We start from the raw sequence: 16,873 nt of genomic DNA on the forward strand, positions 1-16,873 counted from the left end.
CGCCTGCCCAGATCCCGCACGATCAAGCACCCAGATGCCACACAGTCCGCGTAGCGCCAGGGAGACGTCTCGGGGACTGCCTGGGAGCCAGAGTGCCTCACCCGGCCTTCACCGTGCGCTGTCGGCGGTGGAGGAGACGGCGGAGGGGGCCTCGGCTGCTGGGTGTGGCGATCCCGCAATCAGCCAGGGGTGCGGGGGTACCCGAGCTAGTTGCGGTGCCGCCTCAGGCACAGGCGCCTGGCTGGTACCGGCTTTGAGCGGCGAACCTTCGTGGGCCTGAAACGGCCTCAGCCACACCCCATACCCGGACCCTGCTGGATCCACCGATCCGTCCAGTTCGAACCCCATGCCAGAAGGTAGGGCACGCCATGACAGCGGTAACGACAGATGCGCTTGTCCCGGCGCTTGAGGACGCTCGTGATGCTCACACTGCGATCATCGACCGTTTCCGGGCCGATATCGCCGTCCACGCCACGGGCCCCCGACGGGAAGTTTTGGAGCGCCATATAGACGGCACGTACGACTGTGTCGTCCGCATCGACGGACACATGCGTGAACTGCGCCCCGGCCGCCCGCTGCGGGACACCGCCGACCGGGTCCGCCTCACCGCCCGGGCAACCGTCCGGATGGCCGGGCTGTTGCTCGAGATCGGTGCCGCCATCACAACCGCCATACTGCATCGTCGCAATGGGCCGAGTCCGCGCCAGTTGGTGAGACACACCGAGAACGAATACTCGATCACCGCCCGGGCGCTGGCGGCCTGCCTGGCCGGGGAGAGTATTGCCGAGCAGGCGCATGACCAGGTCGCCTCCGACCTGCTCGCCACGCTGCGCCGCCAGGACGAGGAACTGCTCGCCACGCTCGAGGACCGCCTCGCTCAGCAGGCCCGGGCCGTGGCCGTCGCCGGCAACGGCCACGGCAGGCAATCCGGTGACGGCGGCCCGCCGGACGCCGCCACAAGCACCGTGCGCCCTGCCGTCAAACGGGTCCCAGAAGCCGCCGAGGGCGGTGCCCGGCAGGCAACGCGCACAGCCACAGGCTCGCTCCGCCGAATGCCCGAGGAGAACGACGACGCGGTCACCAGGGAAGAGGAGCCGCCGATCCTCGGATACCAGCACTTCCGCGTCCCCGACATCGTCCAGCGCCTGCCCACGCTCCCCCAGGCGCAGCTGTCCGCGCTCGACGCCTACGAGCGGGCCCACGCCGGCCGACCGGAAATCCTGAACGCCATCGAGCGGCTACGCGGCAGCGAACCGTGGCCCGGGTACGACGCCATGATCCCCGACCAGATAACCGCCCGGCTGCAGACTGCCACCCCCACCGAAGCCCGGCAGGTGCTGGACTACGAAAGGCGCCACCGCCAGCGCCGCACACTCATCGCCATCGCCAAGGCATGCAGCGGCCCATGACTGGCCGGCGTTGACTGTCCCAGTGCGCCGAACCCCTCCCAAAAGCGCCGGGGCATGCAGCAGGTGCGCATGCTCAGCCTGCCGCGGCAGTGCGTGGGACGATCTCTATGTAGCTGATTCCGAACTCTGGTGCACTCTGTGTACGTTTTGCGCATGCATGCTGAGGCCGTTGTGCAGCGTCTTTTCGAGGATGTGTGCCGAACCCTGGCTCGTGCGGGGTTCGATATCGCGTCGGCGGACGTTGCAGGGGGACAGGGCTGAGGGTTCGCCGGATGCGGACGCGGTGAAAGCGGGATGGGTACCGGGACAGGAGCTTGACCCGGCAGGAAGGCGGGATGCTGAGTATGAGGGCATTCGTGCGGCTTTGAGGCAGGCTTTGCTGGAAATCCTCACGCAGGCCGGTTATGCGGTGCAGGCCGACCGGGCCAGCGGCGAGGTGTGGGTGGTGCCGGGCTAGACGGTGCGGCCTGGCTTGTGCTGCTGAAGCTGGAGGCTGACGGCGCCGTGACCACGCATGATGACGGCCGTGGAGCGGGTGACATGCGCGTGCACTGGTGCCATGCGGCCCTCGGGTCCCTCCGGCGTGGGCTGGAGACCGCGCTTCGGTGACCGCCCTGGCATGGCAGGTGTCCCCTGGCCCTCGCCCTCGGGGACCAGCAGCCATCAGACGATGGGAGCCTGGATAACCTTTCCGCAGGTCACAGGCTCGACAGGTTTTGGCGGATCCCCTCGCAGGTGTGGCGGAGTGATCGGCGGAGCTCGTCGTCCATGTCGACCTTGCCGGTGTCCACGACCTGCTCCACCCAGTCGAGCGTCGCCCGGACACGGGCGACGTTCTCGTGGACGATCGTGCGCTCGTCGTCCGACAGTTCCGGCCCCGCAGGCCCGGAACTGCCCCGGCCCGCGGCAGCCACGAACGAGTGGCAGGCGGTCACCACGTCCAGAAACTCCACCGTCCGGTCGATCTGCTTCACCACCGGCGACAGGTCTGGTCTCCCCGAACTCCTCGCGGCCTTGCCGGTGACGCTCGTTCTGGGCATGGCCTGCGGGAAGGCATCCGAGACGGTTTCCGCGGCGCCGGACAGCGCTCCCTTGGTCTTGCCGCGCGCGCCGGACTGCGTGAGCTGTCCCGTGAGCTCGGTAAGCCCGGCCGGTTTGCGCGGGCCCGCTTCCAGGTCGAGGCGGTTGCACGCTTCGGCGAAGCGGAGGTAGGTGTCGACGCTGGCCACCACGATCCGTATGTCGATCGTGAGTAGCTCGATACCGATAAGAGAGACCCGCACGTAGGCGTCGATCACCAGCCCGCGGTTAAGGATGAGTTCCAGAACGTCGTAGAGGCCGCTGGAACCGCCCCCGCCGCCCTGCTGTGTCGCGACGGTCATCGCGACCAACCCCTCGCTGTCTGTCTCTGCGCGGTCCCGTCGGCGCTGTTCCTCGCTGCGACGCAGGCTTGCAGGTGCGAGTAGCCCCCACCATCTGAGACCAACGCGTGTACAAGCTCGGTGGGATGGATGCCGTCTGATCCGGCCCGGGAGTGAGAGCAGCCTCCGGGACGCGCTTGTCGCTTGGCGATTCAACATGCTTGTTCCTGTTTCACACCCTTTGGGGTGGTGAGCCGGGCAGGGAGCGAGCCGCATACGAGAAGAGAGCGGGTTAGCAGACTGTGATCACCCACGAGCAGATCCCGACTGTGCTCGACCACCCGGTCTACGACACGGACGGCAACAAGATCGGCGATGCCAGGCACGTCTTCCTCGGCGACGCCACCGGCCAGCCCGAGTGGGTCAGCGTCAAAACCGGCCTGTTCGGCACCAGCGAGTCCTTCGTACCGATCCACGACGCCTCCATCGTGGAGGACCACCTGGAGGTCCCCTACCCCAAGGACACGGTCAAGGACGCACCCAACGTCGACGTCGACGCAGGCGGCCACCTCTCCGAAGACGAGGAGCACCGCCTGTACGAGCACTACGGCATCGACTGGGACGCGGCCTGGCAGCAGGCCAACCAGCCCGGCGCGGGCGGCTGGGCCCACGCCGACACCAGTGAGACAACCGACGTGCCCCGCTCCGCGGACACCGGCGCCGGCGGGGATGACGCCATGACGCGCTCGGAGGAACGCATGCACGTCGGCACCGAGCGCCGCGAGGTGGGCCGGGCGCGGCTGCGCAAGTACGTCGTCACCGAAGAGGTGCAGCAGACCGTGCCGGTACGCCGGGAGGAGGTCCGCGTCGAACGCGAGCCGATCACGGACGAAAGCCGCGATGCCGCCCTGTCCGGGCCCGACATCAGCGAGGCCGAGCACGAGGTCACCCTCCATGAGGAACGCCCCGTGACGGAGACTGAGACGGTGCCGGTGGAGCGGGTGCGCATGACGACCGAGGAACAGACGGACGAGGAGACGGTGCGCGGCCAGGTCCGCAAGGAACAGATCGACACAGAAGGCGTCGACGAAGACCGGCGCGACAGGTAACCGAGCCCGCGTCGCCTGCCCGCTGCCGCTCGGCGGACTTGAAAAGGGGGGGCCGGCAGGTCAACAGCTACCGGACACCCAGCCCTGGGACTTCGGGACGCTGCCCGGGCGATCAACACCGGAACAGAAAGGGAGGCGGCCGTCATGACCCAGGTCGAGCAGCCCCTGACAGAAGCCGCCATCAAAGTGCGCCAAGTCAACCACTACCAGTTCAGCTGGGTGGCTGGAGAACCCGGCCAGCGCGGCACCTTCACCCTGCAGCTGGTCTTGGACGAAGGCGCCGGGGAAGAAGTCCTCACGGTCGACGCCGACGACGCCGACGTGCTGAAGGATCTGCTGGAGCACAATCAGACGGTCCAGTACGACGTCCCACGCCACACCCTGATGTTCGGCGTGACGCCCGCCGGCAGCTGACACCCGGCAACCCACCGTCCAGACCCCGCCGACAGACTGGCGCGGCTGGGCGTGCACGGAAAGGCAGCGGTGGGACTGGCCCCGGGGCAGACCGTGGGCAGCTCCACCACATCCGTGTGGTCCAGACGATGCGGCCAGCTCCGCAAAGAACAGATCGACACCGAAGGCATCGACGACTGGGGAACAGTAGCCGAGCCTGTGTCGCCTACACGCTCCGGCCCGCTCGGAACCTGCACGAGCGGGCCGGCGCTGCGTACCCGGCAGCGCACTACCAGGCACACGCGCACAAACCGGCCAGGCAGCCGCCGCGACGCACCAAGACCGCACCGTGCGGGTAACCCGCGAGCCTCGGCTCAACCACCGCACCGAGCCTGTCCTGATCTTGTCTGTTCGGGGTACTCGCGCCCTCACCACTACGACGGGCCGCACCGCGGCCCGTCGTAGTGGACCGAAGACGGACGGGAGGTGATCGTCGTGTCGACCATGCAGCCACCCCCTGCCGGCCCCGACCGCAGGAGTACTCACAGCACGGACGAGCCGGTGAGTGAACTGGTGCAGCGGGCCTCGCAGCAGCTGACGGAGCTGGTGCGCGGCGAGCTGAGGCTGGCGCAGGCGGAGATGAAGGAGAAGGGCAAGCGCTACGGCAAAGGCGGCGGACTGTTCGGCGGCGCCGGGATAGTCGGCTTCCTGATGTTGCAGGCGCTGGTCGCCACCGCGATCGCGGCGCTGTCGGTGCCGCTGCCGGTGTGGGCGGCGGCGCTCATCGTCACCGCGGTCCTGGGTGTGATCGCCGCAGTGATGGCCATGAGTGGAAAGAAGCAGGTCGACCAGGCCGCGCCGCCCACGCCCGAGCAGACGGTCGAGAGCGTGAAGGCCGACGTGGCCGAGATCAAGGAGAGTGCACAGCGATGACCCAGCCGCCTCACGACGAGCCCACTGCCTCCAGCCCCGAGGAGCTGCGCGAGCAGGTCGAGCAGACCCGCACCGAGCTCGGGGAGACGGTCGAGGCGCTGGCGGCCAAGACCGACGTCAAGGCCCGCGCCCAGGAGAAGGCCGCCGAGGTCAAGGAACAGGCCGCCGCGAAGGCCGGCGAGTTGAAGGAGCAGGCCGCGGCCAAGGCCGGGGAACTGAAAGCGAAGGCAACCGGCCTGGCCCACCAGGCGCAGGACAGGCTGCCCGACCCGGTCAAGGACAAAGCCGCCCAAGCCGCTGGGCAGGCCAAGGCGATGGCGGCCCAGGCCGGTCAGCTGTGGGAAGAAAAGGCACCCGAACCGGTGCGGCAGAAGACCGCCCAGGGGGCACAGCTGGTGCGGGACAACCGCAACCTGCTCCTGTCGGCAGCCGGTGCGGCCGCCGTGGTGTGGCTGGTCTGCCGCCGCCGGAAGGGGTGAGCTGGTTGTAGGCATCAAAGAACGCCTACAAGCCGGTCGGTCTGGCTCTGGGAGCCGTCAGCGGCATGCTCGCCGGTGGCCTGTTCAAGCAGGCGTGGAAGATGCTCGGCCACGACGAGGACGCACCGGACGCCACCGACGAGGAGCGCGCCTGGACAGAGGTGCCGCTCGCCGCCCGGGCAGCAGCCGACCCCCGGGCCGGGCCGGCTGAGCAAATGCGCGTGCCGCTCAAGCGGCAGGACCGGCTTGCGCCTGGTGGCGTCCTTGAGGACAGGGCGAGAGGCTGGGAGAGCAAGGCGCTGGGCCGTTGCCCGCGCCGACGCCGTGACGAGGAGAGCGCAGCGTGTTGCCCAGGCCGGTCGTGGTGGGAGTGGACGGCTCCTCCTCTGCGCTGGCCGCCGTGGAGGCGGCAGCGCAAGAGGCCCTGATGAGGCGAGCCGAGCTCCAGGTCGTGCATGCCTTTGTCTGGCCCGCTATGCATGTCCCGCCCGGCGGCTCGCCTTTGGGACCGCCTGCGGGAGGCGTGCAGGAATCCGTCGAGCATCTGCTCGCCGAAGCGGTCGAACGAGCCTTGGCTGCCGCTCCCGGGGTGGTGACCGATCAGGCGGTCATCGCGGGGGAAGCGGTTACGGCCCTGGAAGCAGAGTCGAGGACGGCGCAGCTGATGGTGGTGGGCCATCGCGGCTCGGGTGGTTTCGCCGGGCTGCTGCTGGGATCGACGTCGGTCCATCTGGCCGCTCACAGCCACTGCCCGGTGATGGTGGTACGAGACCGGATGGCGAATGACGGGCCGGTGCTGGTGGCGGTGGACGGTACCCCCCAGAGCCGTGGGGCGATCACGTATGCGTTCGAGGAGGCTTCACTGCGAGGCGCGGACCTGGTGGCGCTGCACGTATGGGGGACGTGGAGCGACCGCGGTGACACCCGCCCGGCGGATTTGGTGGACCTCATCGGTGATGTGGAGATGCTTCAGGCACACGAGGAGCAACTCCTGCACGAGGCCCTGTCCGGCCACCGAGAAGAGCACCCTGAAGTGATCGCCCACGCACGTGTTGTGCGAGGCCGTACGCGGCCGACACTGATCGAGGCGAGTCGTGGAGCCCAGCTCATGGTGGTCGGCACGCGCGGACGCGGCGGATTCACCGGACTGCTCCTGGGCTCAGTCAGTCAGGCCATGCTCCATCACGCACACTGCCCGGTCACCGTGGTGCGTTCCGACCTGGTACTCCCGTGAGAAATGGCGCTGTGTAGCCAGCCCTCGAGGCGTGCACTGACAGGGTTGAACGCGGACAGGAACCGCTGGGCTGCGCCAACGCCACGGAAGCCCTTCATCGCCCGTTCGCGCTGCCTTGTTGGCTGGTGGCTGTTCTCCGCCCGGTTCTTCAGGTACTTCGACTGGCGGTGCTCGACGGAGGGCACGACGTCGCGGTGGGCCGCGCCGTAGGAGCGGAGCTTGTCGGTGATGATCACCGGCGGCACCGCACCTGTGTTCTTCAGCAGGCGGCGGAAGAATCGCCTGGCCGCGGCGGTGTCCCGCCGGTTCTGTACGAGGATGTCGAGTACCATCCCGCGCTGGTCGACGGCCCGCCACAGGTACTTCCGCTCACCGTTGATCTTGATGAAGACCTCGTCCGGATGCCACTTGTCCCCGGGGGGGCGGACCGTCTCGTAAGAGACGACGACACCGCGCTCGAGCATCAGCTCCTCGACGTCGCGGAAGCTGAGCGGGAACCGGTGGTAAAGCCACACACAGCGGAGATGACCTCGGCCGGGTAGCGGTGCCCCTTGTACGACGGCGACCTGCTCTCCACGGGCACCCCTCCAGCAGCATCAACCCGAAGATCAGCCACGGGACAGCGCCGTGGCGCCAGGGATCCGTGGGGCCACGGCGCGGCGTTGTGAAGGCTTTGCAGGGCGGCACGAGCCTTCTCGTACTGCTCGCGATACGGGACTGCACGCTGGGCTGTGAGCTCCTCCAGCACCACCCATGGCACGGCCACCGTGTCGACGCCAGACGTGCGGATGGTCCTCAGCAGGTCAGTCAGTGCTGACGCTGTCGAGTGCGAAGCTGCGCAAGATGCTCGTGTCGAGAATGATCAACGGGTGACTCCTTGTGCTCAGGGACCTTCGTGTCGAGGATCTCAACGCAACGTGCAGGAGCGCACCATCCCGACTCGGGCCCGCGCCCGGGCAGTCCGTCCAACGCCACGCTCATAGGCGGGCCGTAGGATGGACTGCTGCTCGACATCACCGGCTGGACCGGGGACGAGATCGACACCGGCGTGCTGCATGCCCGGCCGGGTTCCCTCAAGCGTTCCCGGAACTCACCATCACGCGTTGCTGCTTCTCACCAACACAATCATCCCAACGACGTCGTCGCCGACCTCATCACCCAGACACTCGCCCTGGAGGGCGTGACGTTCGACTGGCACCCGGCCCGGGCGCAAGCCGTACGTGCAGGGGAAGAAGACCCGCAAGCCCCCGGCGAACGGGGGCGATTCCGGTTCCTGTCTCCTCAGCATTGATGGTGACTTTTCCCGCCGACTGGGTGATACCCGTCAAATACGATCAAGGGGAGTGCACTGGGGAGATCTTGTTCGAGTGTGTGCCGCGACGTGGGGCCAGCGCTGCTCAGGTGCGTGACATTCCGCAAGCAGCAAGCGGGCTGGAAGACCGCAGCGGCCCCGGGGCGGCTGTGGCGCGCATGCTGCGCGTGTCGCGGCCGGCCCAGGGGCGGACCGGTGTGCTGGTAAAGCTTGGCCGGTCACCCCCATGTTTTCGTCTTCGGAGGCCGCTCCCCGCGACGGGATGCCTCTCGTACGGAGGTCACCGCCATGCCCCAGGACGCGAAGTCGCCGGAGAAGCTCCGCAGCAACCGCTCTGCTCTCACTCACAAGGTTGGCTACGCCCTTGCCCACCCCGGTCGCGTCGTCCCGTATCTGCGCCGTGCTGCGCGGGATATCTGGTTGCGCTGGAAGCATCCCGACCACATCGGCTACTACCGTGCGGTGATGGCCTACGACACCCGCCGCAACCCGGAGGCAGCGGTCGGCAGCCAGACCCACGAGCGCTGGCTGGCCCTGGGCCAGATGCAGTTCGACTACCTGATCGAGCACGGGCTGACCCCCGGCAAGCGGATGCTCGACATCGGGTGCGGCAACCTGCGCGGCGGCTGGCGCTTCATCGACTACCTCGATCCGGGGAACTACTACGGCATCGACATCTCGCCGGACATCCTGATCGCCGCCAAGAAGACGCTCGTCGAGCGGGGGCTCCAGGGCAAGCTGCCGCACCTGACCATCACCGGCGACCTCACGCTGGACTTCCTCCCCGGTGACCACTTCGACGTCGTGCACGCGCACAGCGTCTTCTCCCACTCACCCTTGGACGTGATCGAGGAGTGCCTCGCCAACGTCGGCCGCGTCCTGACCGACCAGGGGTTCTTCGACTTCACCTTCGACCGCACCGAAGGTGTCGAACACCAGGTGCTGCGGGAGGACTTCTACTACCGCGCCGAGACCCTCCTGGACCTGGCCCGCAAGCACGGCCTGTATGGGTGTTTCATGGAGGACTGGGAGCAGCGGCCCCACGGCCAGTCGAAGATCCGGGTGAGCCGCTCCCCGCTGCCGGGCCCCGGCCACCGCGACGGGCTGCCCCAGCATCAGCCGCCGGCACGCATCCTGCCGGCGTGATGCCGTCGCAGGTCAGGACGCTACGGCGAAAGATCCGTCGGTCAGCAAGGCTTGCGTCGCTGCAGTGACAAGATGCCGCATGGACTGATACGGCACGCCTGCCGATGGCGATGGCCCGGCTCGCTGACCAGGAGGGGCGCCTTCCGCACTGTGAGCGAGGGGAGTGGTGCGCACCGTCCCGTTGCCGCGTGGCGCACCGTCAGCAGCCTGGCAGGGAGCGGGCCACCACATACACCTGCCACGCGGGCTGCCGACCGCGGTGACCGACGCGCGTTTCGACCAGAACGCGAGCACGCTCGGGGCCGGCACAAGGGGCGCGTGGGCCGCCGGCGACATCATGGAGCACGCCCAAACGCCTCTTCCGTGGCTGGTTCCTGTCCCAGTACTACCGGCGAGCCTGTCGTGGCGGGGGCGGGCGCGCCGCGGACTTCCCGCGCACGCCACTGCGCTCGTAGCTGGTTGCATCGGCCGAGGCTCCACAAATCGGCGCGTTCGATCAGCGGCTCGAACCACGGCAACGCCAGCAGGATCAAAAGCCCCGCTGCCCAACCGAGCAGGACGTCGCTGAGCCAGTGCGTACCGAGGTAGACGGTGGTCAGGCCGACCCCGAGTGCCATGCCGGCCGAGACTGCGGACAGGCAGCGCCGCGCTGTCGCAGTGGAAGCCAGGTAGGCCAGGATGCCCCAGGTCACCACGGCGTTGGCAGTGTGGCCGCTGGGGAAAATGTCGCCGCCCAGGGCCATCTCGTTCGAGCCGATGACGGTCGCGTAGTGCGGACCGAGACGACCCATGCCGATCTTGGCGGAGCCGACTGTGATGTTCAGTAGCAGCAGCGAGACAGCGAGCGCCAGCAGCGGGCGGAGGGTGCGCTGCCGCCAAGAACGCCAGCCCAGCCACGCAGCGACCAGCACCGCAGTGGGGCCGCGTTGGCCGAGCACCACGAAATGGTCGGCGAAGGCGTGGATCTGCGGCCACTGCTGGTACGGGCGGAAGAACATCAGCTGCCAGTCCAATCGGACCAGCCAGGACGTGGTCAGCACAGCCCAGACAATCGCCAGGTAGAAGGCCATGATGGCGGTGAGCAGCACGATGTGGTGCGGGCCCATTGTCGGCACATCGATGTGCGTCGGCCGCTCCGGTTCGCGGTCCAGCCTGGCGAACAGCCGGTCCAGGCAGGTGAGTGGTCGTTCAGTACCCACCCAAGCGAAGTTACAGTGCGTAAGAGATCGCTATCTGTGCGTGCTGGTCCACGTGTCACGCTCGGAGGGGGCTTGTTGGTGTATCGCGGGCTTGCTGGCCTGGTGTGTTGTGGGTTCGTTGAGAGAGGCCGGGTGCACGGTTCAAGCAGGCAGTTCGGGGTGTGAGCTGGGGTTGTGTCGTCTGCGCTGAGTGGGACCGGGCTCGTTGTGGGTTTCGCCAGCGTGTAAAGGCTCGGTTGGTGTTTGTGTTGGTCAGCGCTGTTTTGCCTGTTCGGTGGACGAGGGTCAGGGTTGAGGGTCACCGTCGCCGGGAGGCGGATGCCGGCGGGGGTGATGGCTTGTGGTGCGCACTCGGCGATCTGCCTGCCGATGAAGTGGCACGTAGGTTCTTGCTGACCCTCCGCGACGGGCCTGCCCATCAGACCTGCGAGCAGATCGAGGGCTTCCTGGTTGATGTACCGATCGGGGTCGGGGGACTGGAGGTGTCGACGCAGAAGATCCGCGTCCAGTCCTTACTCTTGGAGGTATGCAGCGAGCGTGCCGACCAGCAAGAAGTTGTAGGCCAGGGCGTCCGTGAGGGCGTAGAGCACCAGACGGTGCCAGTTCGCCGGCGATTCGATGTGCTGGCGCGCGGCGCTTACAGCCTCGTCCAGATGGCGTCGTTCCCAGTGAACGAAGTCTTGGACCAGAGAAATCAGCTCCGCTGGACCAACCCCCACCTGTGCCTCTCCGCCCGGAATCCTGGTTGCTTTTCGGGCCTCTGGAGCGGGCGGGACGGCGTTGCGGATGTCCTGCAGCCCGCCCACCCCGGCTCCAAGCTGTACGCGAGCCCTTCCACGACCTGCTCAAGCGAGCGGTCGAAGCCGGCCACGGCGACCACAGCATCTCTGCCCTGACAGAGATCCTCAAAAAACGTGTGGATCGTTGAAGTTATCGTCTGATGCTCCGGTGCCATCGGATCTCGCCTTCGTGCCATTCGTCGGTGGGCGTGAGCCCGGCGGCAGTGGCGACGGCGGCGGATGCCCGGTGTTCGGGATGGATGTGGGCGATGACGGTGTGCACCGGCTGCTGGCCGAGCCAGGCGACGAGTCCTCGAGCTGCTTCGGTGGCGATGCCTCTTCCCTGCCACAGGGTTCCCACGATCCAGGCGATCTCGGCGATGGGACCGTGGCCGGAGGGGCTGACCGTCGCCTGGACGGTGCCCGTCAGGCAGGACTCGTCACGAAGCCGGATCACCCAGTTCAGCCAGGACACGGCCGGATCGGGAGAGCCTGCGGTCATGCGCTGGTAGCGCGAGCGCAGGGCTTGCGGGGCGTCCGGCGTGCCGCCGATGAAGGTGTGCAGGGCCGGATCGGACAGCACCGAGGCCATCTCCTCGGCGTGCTCGACGTGCAGTGGCAGCAGGTCGAGCCTGCTGGTGTTGATGGGCTGGGCAGTGAGGGTGCTCACGCTGCGACCACCTCGGGGCGTTCGACGAGGTAATGAGCATTGCTCCTTCGGCTGCGCCGAACATCCTGCGAGACCAGCCCTAGTAAGGGCCAACGCCAACGCCCGGACAGCCCTCGCTGGGCAGCACGTATGCCGACAAACATCATCCCTGCCCGCCACGCGCGGCACCTAAAACGGTTCGTTGAGACGAAGGCCGTCGCTGCCGTGCACCACCGACTCAAATGCGGGACGGCCCTTGTATCCGCCGAGAGACGGTGTGCTGCGGGCAAGAGCTGCGTTCACTCTTTCGAGAGGCGGAGAAAGGTTCCGGGCTTTTCGGAGGAGGGGGCTACCTCGCCACGAACTGGGTCAGGATCGCCTGGACCTCGTAGATGTCGACGCCCTTCGTGAAGGTCTTCTCGATGGGGGTCGGGGTGCCGGAGATCCAGATCTTCAGTTCGGCGTCCAGATCGAAGGTGCCCGCCGTTTCCACCGCGAAATGGGTGATACTGCGGTAGGGGACCGAGTGGTACTCGACCTTCTTGCCGGTGATGCCCTGCTTGTCGATCAGGATCAGGCGGCGGTCGGTGAAGAGGATGGTGTCGCGGATCAGCAGGAACGCGGCGTGGACCTGCTCGCCGTGGCCGAGGAGACGGGCGTAGTCCTGCTGTGCCGATTGCGGGTTCACGGTGTGTGCGTTGCCGAACAGTGCCATCGGTGATCCCCCATGTGGTTGGCCAGGTGCCTCGGTCATCCTATGAACAGAGGTTCCCGGAGGCGATGAGCCTGAGGACGAGTCGTCGCGAAAACGCGTCCGCCCCCAGGAGGAGACTCCCCTAGGGGCGGACGCGGGGCGGGTGCGGGGCGGGGTTACGCCGGCTCGCCGCCGAAGCGCTCCTTGTACGACTCCAGGTCCTCGTCCGTGAGCTTGGCGAACAGGACCGGCGGGATGGTGAAGGGAGTGCCGGCCGGGACGGCGGTGAGGGAGCGCGCCTCGTCCGCGGTGACCCACAGCGCGGTGTCGTTCTCCAGGGAGAACGCCTCGCGCATCTTCTTCGCCGACGTCGGGATGAACGGCTCGGAGACCACGGCGTAGAGGTGGATCAGGTTCATCGCCGTACGCAGGGTGAGCGCGGCGCCCTCGGGGTTGGTCTTGATCTCCAGCCAGGGGGCCTTCTCCTCCAGGTAGGAGTTGCCCGCCGACCACAGGGCGCGCAGCGCCGCCGCCGCCTTGCGGAACTGGATGGCCTCCATCTGGGACTCGTACTCCGCGAGCAGCCGGGCGATCTCCTCGCCCAGCTTCCCCTCCGCCTCGCCCGGTTCTGCGCCCGCCGGGACCTCCTCGCCGAAGCGCTTGCGGGAGAAGGACAGCACACGGTTGACGAAGTTGCCGAGGGTGTCGGCCAGGTCCTTGTTCACCGTGGCGGTGAAGTGCTCCCACGTGAAGGACGAGTCGTCCGACTCGGGGGCGTTCGCCATCATGAAGTAGCGCCAGTAGTCGGCGGGCAGGATGTCGAGGGCGTCGTGCGTGAAGACGCCTCGGCGCTGGGACGTGGAGAACTTGCCGCCGTAGTAGTTCAGCCAGTTGAAGGCCTTGATGACGTCGACCTTCTTCCACGGGGCGCGGGTGCCCAGCAGCGTCGCCGGGAACATCACGCTGTGGAAGGGGACGTTGTCCTTGCCCATGAACTGCGTGTAGTGGACGCTCGCGTCCGACTCCCACCACCAGGAGCGCCAGTCGCGGTTCTCCGGGTCCTGGTCCGCCCACTCCTTCGTCGCGCCGATGTACTCGATCGGGGCGTCGAACCAGACGTAGAAGACCTTGCCCTCGGCGGCGAGGTCCGGCCAGGTGTCGGCGGGGACGGGGACGCCCCAGTCCAGGTCACGGGTGATCGCCCGGTCGTGCAGGCCTTCCGTGAGCCACTTGCGGGCGATGGAGGACGCGAGGACGGGCCAGTTGTCGGCGCGCTCGTCGACCCACGCCTCCACCTCGCCGGCGAGCGCCGACTGGAGGAGGAACAGGTGCGTGGTCTCGCGGACCTCCAGGTCGCTGCTGCCGCTGATCGCGGAGCGGGCGTCGATCAGGTCGGTCGGGTCCAGGACGCGCGTGCAGTTCTCGCACTGGTCGCCGCGGGCCTTGTCGTAGCCGCAGTGCGGGCAGGTGCCGATGATGTAGCGGTCGGGCAGGAAACGGCCGTCGGCGTTCGAGTACACCTGGCGGATCGACCGCTCCTCGATGAAGCCGTTCGCCTTCAGCTCGCGGGCGATCTCCTGCGTGATCTCGTGGTTCTGCGGGGAGGAGCTGCGGCCGAAGTAGTCGAAGGCCAGGTTGAAGCCGTCGTAGATCGCCTTCTGCTGGTGGTGCGCCTCGGTGCAGAAGGCGTCCACGGGCACGCCCTGCTCCTTGGCGGCCAGCTCCGCGGGGGTGCCGTGCTCGTCCGTCGCGCAGATGTAGAGGACCTCGTGGCCCCGCTGGCGCAGATAGCGGGAGTACACGTCCGCCGGGAGCATGGACCCCACCATGTTGCCCAGGTGCTTGATCCCGTTGATGTACGGAAGGGCGCTGGTGATGAGGTGTCGAGCCATCGCGGGCTGCTCCCAAGTCGCTACGTGGGGTGACGATCTCGTGGTCGCGGTCGTCTACGGAACCTTGAAATCGTAGCTGACACGGGTACGCCGCCCGCCTCCCCTTTTCGGGTGGGAAGCGGGCGGGCGTCGGGGCCCGGGGTGGGCCGGGAGAGGGTCAGGGGCGCCAGTTCGCCAGGACGCCCTCGTAGAGCTCCTTGTCCGTGAGCTCGCGGGGGGTTTCGCCGGCGAGGAAGTGGGACGTGTTCGGGGTCTTGAGCTTGCGGAGGTAGTCGAAGGCCTTGTTCTCCGGGTCCCCGAAGGCGACGAAGGAGAAGAAGACGGCGGGGTGGGTCTTGGCGGCCTCGGTGAGGGCCTGGGTGGCGGGGGTCTTCGCGTCCGGGGCGCCGTCGGTCTGGAAGACCACCAGGGCGGGGGTGGCGGGTTCCGCCGTCTTGTCGTGGTGGGCGAGGACGGCTTCGACCGCCGCGTGGTAGCTGGTGCGGCCCATGCGGCCGAGGCCCGCGTGCAGGTCGTCGATCTTGTTCTCGTGCTCGGTGAGGGTGATCTCGCCGGTGCCGTCGAGTTCGGTGGAGAAGAAGACGACCGGGACGGTGGCCTCGGGGTCGAGGTGTGCCGCGAGGGCGAGCGTCTGCTCGGCGAGGGCCTGGGCGGAGCCGTCCTTGTAGTACGGGCGCATGGAGGCGGAGCGGTCGAGGACGAGGTAGACCTTGGCCCGGGTGCCGGTGAGGCGGTTGGCCTCGAGGGTGGCGGCGGCGGCCTTGTAGGCGGTGGTGAGGCCCGGGGCGCGGGTCTTGACGCGGGAGAGGGGGAGAGCGGGTCCGGCCTCGGCGTCGCCGTCGGCGGCTGCGGGTTCGGAGGCCGAGGGTTCGGTGTCCGCGGTTTCGGGGGCCGCATCGGCCTCGGTCTTCGGCTCGGCGGCCTTGTTCGTGGCCTCGGTCTTCGGCTCGGCGGCCTTGTTCGTGGCCTCGGTCTTCGGCTCGGCGGCCTTCTTCGTGGCCTCGGTCTTCGGCTCAGCCGCCTTCTTCGTGGCCCCGGCCTTCGGCTTCGGCTTGTCGGATGCCCTGGCGGCGGGTACCGCGTCGGCTTCAGCATCGGGGGCCGTCTTGGGCTTCGGCTCCGTGTCGGCCTCGGCCTTCGGCTCGGCCTTCCGCTTGGTGCTGGGTTCGGCCTTCGGCTCCGGGGCGGCCGTGGGCTCGGCTTCGGCCTCCGGCTTCGCGTCGGCCGTCGGCCGAGCCTCGACCTCGGCTTCAGGCGCCGGTTCCGTCTCGGGCGCCGGTTCCGTGTCGGGCTTCGACTCCGTGGCGGGCTTCGATTCAGCCTTCGGGGCGGGGGCCTCCGGGGTTGCCGGTTCCGTAGCCTCCGGCTCCGCCGGGGTGGACTCGGCCTTCGGCTCGGCGGGCGTCTCGGCCTCCGGCTCGGGCTTGGCTTTTGCTTCCGCCTCCGCCTCCGCCTCCGCTTCCACGGCCGTCGTGTCCGCAGGTGCGTCCGCCTCTGCCGGTGCCTTCACGTCCGTCGTCGCGGTGGGCTCCGGCTGAGCCTCTTCCGCCGGGCTGCTCTCCGACTGCTGCGCCTGCTCCGACTGCTCCTTCTTCGCCGGCTTCTCCGCGACCGGCTCTTCTGCCGGAGCGGTCTCCGGCTCGACCGGCTCTTCTGTCGAGGCGGTCTCCGGCTCGACCGGCTTCTCCGCCGGAGTCGCCTCCGCCTCGACCGGCTCGACCGCTACGGCCGGTTCCGCCGCATCGGTCGCCTTCTCCGCTACGGCCGGCTCCGAATCCCCGACCGGCTCGGCAGCCTCTGTCGGCTCGGCAGCCTCCTTCGGCTCCTCCGGCGTCTTCCGGTCCTCAGCAACTGCCGGTCCGTCGTCGACAGCCGTCTTCTCAGCGGCCGTCGGCTTCACCGCCGACTTCTCCTCCTCCTCTTCCTCCGACCGCGAGGGCTTCGGGACCGTCACGTGGTCGAAGGCCGCCGCCACCAGGTCGTGTTCGCCGGAGGACGACGTGCGGGGTTCGGGGACGCTCGCCGTCGGTGTGGGCTTCGGTTCCGGGGAGGGGGATGGGACCTTCGGGTCCGCGGAGGGGGCCGCGGCCGGTGTCCGCTCGGCAGGCGCGAGGGGGTCGCGGCCGGTGTGCTCGGCGGTCCGGTCCTCGGTCCCGCTGGTCTCACCGGCGGTCGTCGTCCGCGCCGCACCCTCCGTCTCGGCGGTCCGTGATTTGCGTGACCGTCCGAACGCGTTCCGCAAGAGAGTGAGAATGCCCATGTGCGCGCAACCCTTCGCGTGAGT

14 protein-coding genes and 3 pseudogenes are annotated in these 16,873 nt (G+C 68.3%); 8 read left to right on the forward strand and 9 right to left on the reverse strand.

Going from position 1 to position 16,873, the window contains the following annotated elements; translation table 11 throughout:
• Nucleotides 1-368 precede the first annotated feature (368 nt).
• The gene (locus ACIQHQ_RS18600) at nt 369-1,409 is read left to right on the forward strand and encodes a hypothetical protein (protein WP_402612976.1); all 1,041 of its coding nucleotides are present in this window, start codon (nt 369-371) and stop codon (nt 1,407-1,409) included.
• A 698-nt stretch (nt 1,410-2,107) separates the two neighbouring features.
• On the opposite strand, the gene ACIQHQ_RS18605 is transcribed toward ACIQHQ_RS18600, so the two are convergent.
• Both ACIQHQ_RS18605 and ACIQHQ_RS18610 read right to left on the reverse strand, forming a co-directional pair.
• Nucleotides 2,108-2,386: a DUF6192 family protein gene (locus ACIQHQ_RS18605; protein ID WP_402613075.1), complete on the reverse strand. Its 279-nt coding sequence runs from the start codon at nt 2,384-2,386 to the stop codon at nt 2,108-2,110.
• Between the two features lie 12 nt (nt 2,387-2,398).
• Nucleotides 2,399-2,791: pseudogene (locus ACIQHQ_RS18610) on the reverse strand (gas vesicle structural protein GvpA); the annotation flags it as partial.
• Nucleotides 2,792-3,072: 281 nt separating this feature from the next.
• Here ACIQHQ_RS18610 and ACIQHQ_RS18615 point away from each other — a divergent pair.
• The 6 genes and pseudogenes from ACIQHQ_RS18615 to ACIQHQ_RS18640 all read left to right on the forward strand — a co-directional run bounded on the left by ACIQHQ_RS18615 (nt 3,073) and on the right by ACIQHQ_RS18640 (nt 6,918).
• Nucleotides 3,073-3,879 carry a DUF2382 domain-containing protein gene (locus ACIQHQ_RS18615; RefSeq protein ID WP_402612977.1) on the forward strand — a complete coding sequence of 269 codons (807 nt, stop codon included), beginning with the start codon at nt 3,073-3,075 and terminating at the stop codon, nt 3,877-3,879.
• A 144-nt stretch (nt 3,880-4,023) separates the two neighbouring features.
• Entirely contained in the window at nt 4,024-4,293 is a 270-nt protein-coding gene (locus tag ACIQHQ_RS18620) for a hypothetical protein (RefSeq protein WP_402612978.1), read from the forward strand.
• Between the two features lie 483 nt (nt 4,294-4,776).
• Nucleotides 4,777-5,205 carry a phage holin family protein gene (locus ACIQHQ_RS18625; protein ID WP_402613076.1) on the forward strand — a complete coding sequence of 143 codons (429 nt, stop codon included), beginning with the start codon at nt 4,777-4,779 and terminating at the stop codon, nt 5,203-5,205.
• Nucleotides 5,202-5,684 carry a DUF3618 domain-containing protein gene (locus ACIQHQ_RS18630; protein WP_402612979.1) on the forward strand — a complete coding sequence of 161 codons (483 nt, stop codon included), beginning with the start codon at nt 5,202-5,204 and terminating at the stop codon, nt 5,682-5,684. Before ACIQHQ_RS18625 ends, ACIQHQ_RS18630 begins: the two co-directional genes overlap by 4 nt.
• An 11-nt stretch (nt 5,685-5,695) precedes the next feature.
• Nucleotides 5,696-5,860 (forward strand): annotated as a pseudogene (locus tag ACIQHQ_RS18635) (DUF4235 domain-containing protein); the annotation flags it as partial.
• 170 nt (nt 5,861-6,030) lie between these two features.
• Nucleotides 6,031-6,918 (forward strand): universal stress protein, encoded by an 888-nt coding sequence (locus ACIQHQ_RS18640; protein WP_402613077.1) that lies wholly within the window; start codon nt 6,031-6,033, stop codon nt 6,916-6,918.
• 44 nt (nt 6,919-6,962) lie between these two features.
• Here ACIQHQ_RS18640 and ACIQHQ_RS18645 read toward each other — a convergent pair.
• Nucleotides 6,963-7,433: pseudogene (locus tag ACIQHQ_RS18645) on the reverse strand (IS6 family transposase); the annotation flags it as partial.
• Nucleotides 7,434-8,518: 1,085 nt separating this feature from the next.
• Between ACIQHQ_RS18645 and ACIQHQ_RS18650 the strand changes: the two are divergent.
• Nucleotides 8,519-9,376: a class I SAM-dependent methyltransferase gene (locus ACIQHQ_RS18650; protein WP_402612980.1), complete on the forward strand. Its 858-nt coding sequence runs from the start codon at nt 8,519-8,521 to the stop codon at nt 9,374-9,376.
• Nucleotides 9,377-9,711: 335 nt separating this feature from the next.
• On the opposite strand, the gene ACIQHQ_RS18655 is transcribed toward ACIQHQ_RS18650, so the two are convergent.
• The 6 genes from ACIQHQ_RS18655 to ACIQHQ_RS18680 all read right to left on the reverse strand — a co-directional run bounded on the left by ACIQHQ_RS18655 (nt 9,712) and on the right by ACIQHQ_RS18680 (nt 16,849).
• A complete protein-coding gene (locus tag ACIQHQ_RS18655) occupies nt 9,712-10,575 on the reverse strand; it encodes a phosphatase PAP2 family protein (RefSeq protein ID WP_402612981.1) in 864 nt (287 codons plus the stop codon).
• 512 nt (nt 10,576-11,087) lie between these two features.
• Nucleotides 11,088-11,381: a hypothetical protein gene (locus tag ACIQHQ_RS18660; protein WP_402612982.1), complete on the reverse strand. Its 294-nt coding sequence runs from the start codon at nt 11,379-11,381 to the stop codon at nt 11,088-11,090.
• Between the two features lie 124 nt (nt 11,382-11,505).
• Nucleotides 11,506-12,024: a GNAT family N-acetyltransferase gene (locus ACIQHQ_RS18665; RefSeq protein ID WP_402612983.1), complete on the reverse strand. Its 519-nt coding sequence runs from the start codon at nt 12,022-12,024 to the stop codon at nt 11,506-11,508.
• A 328-nt stretch (nt 12,025-12,352) separates the two neighbouring features.
• Nucleotides 12,353-12,718 (reverse strand): PH domain-containing protein, encoded by a 366-nt coding sequence (locus ACIQHQ_RS18670; protein ID WP_030846758.1) that lies wholly within the window; start codon nt 12,716-12,718, stop codon nt 12,353-12,355.
• Nucleotides 12,719-12,873: 155 nt separating this feature from the next.
• Nucleotides 12,874-14,589, reverse strand: a complete 1,716-nt coding sequence (metG, locus tag ACIQHQ_RS18675; RefSeq protein ID WP_402612984.1) for a methionine--tRNA ligase — start codon at nt 14,587-14,589, stop codon at nt 12,874-12,876.
• A 157-nt stretch (nt 14,590-14,746) separates the two neighbouring features.
• Nucleotides 14,747-16,849: a VWA domain-containing protein gene (locus ACIQHQ_RS18680; protein WP_402612985.1), complete on the reverse strand. Its 2,103-nt coding sequence runs from the start codon at nt 16,847-16,849 to the stop codon at nt 14,747-14,749.
• Nucleotides 16,850-16,873 lie beyond the last annotated feature (24 nt).

Source organism: Streptomyces sp. NPDC092370 (genome assembly GCF_044755265.1).
Taxonomy (GTDB): Bacteria; Actinomycetota; Actinomycetes; order Streptomycetales; family Streptomycetaceae; genus Streptomyces.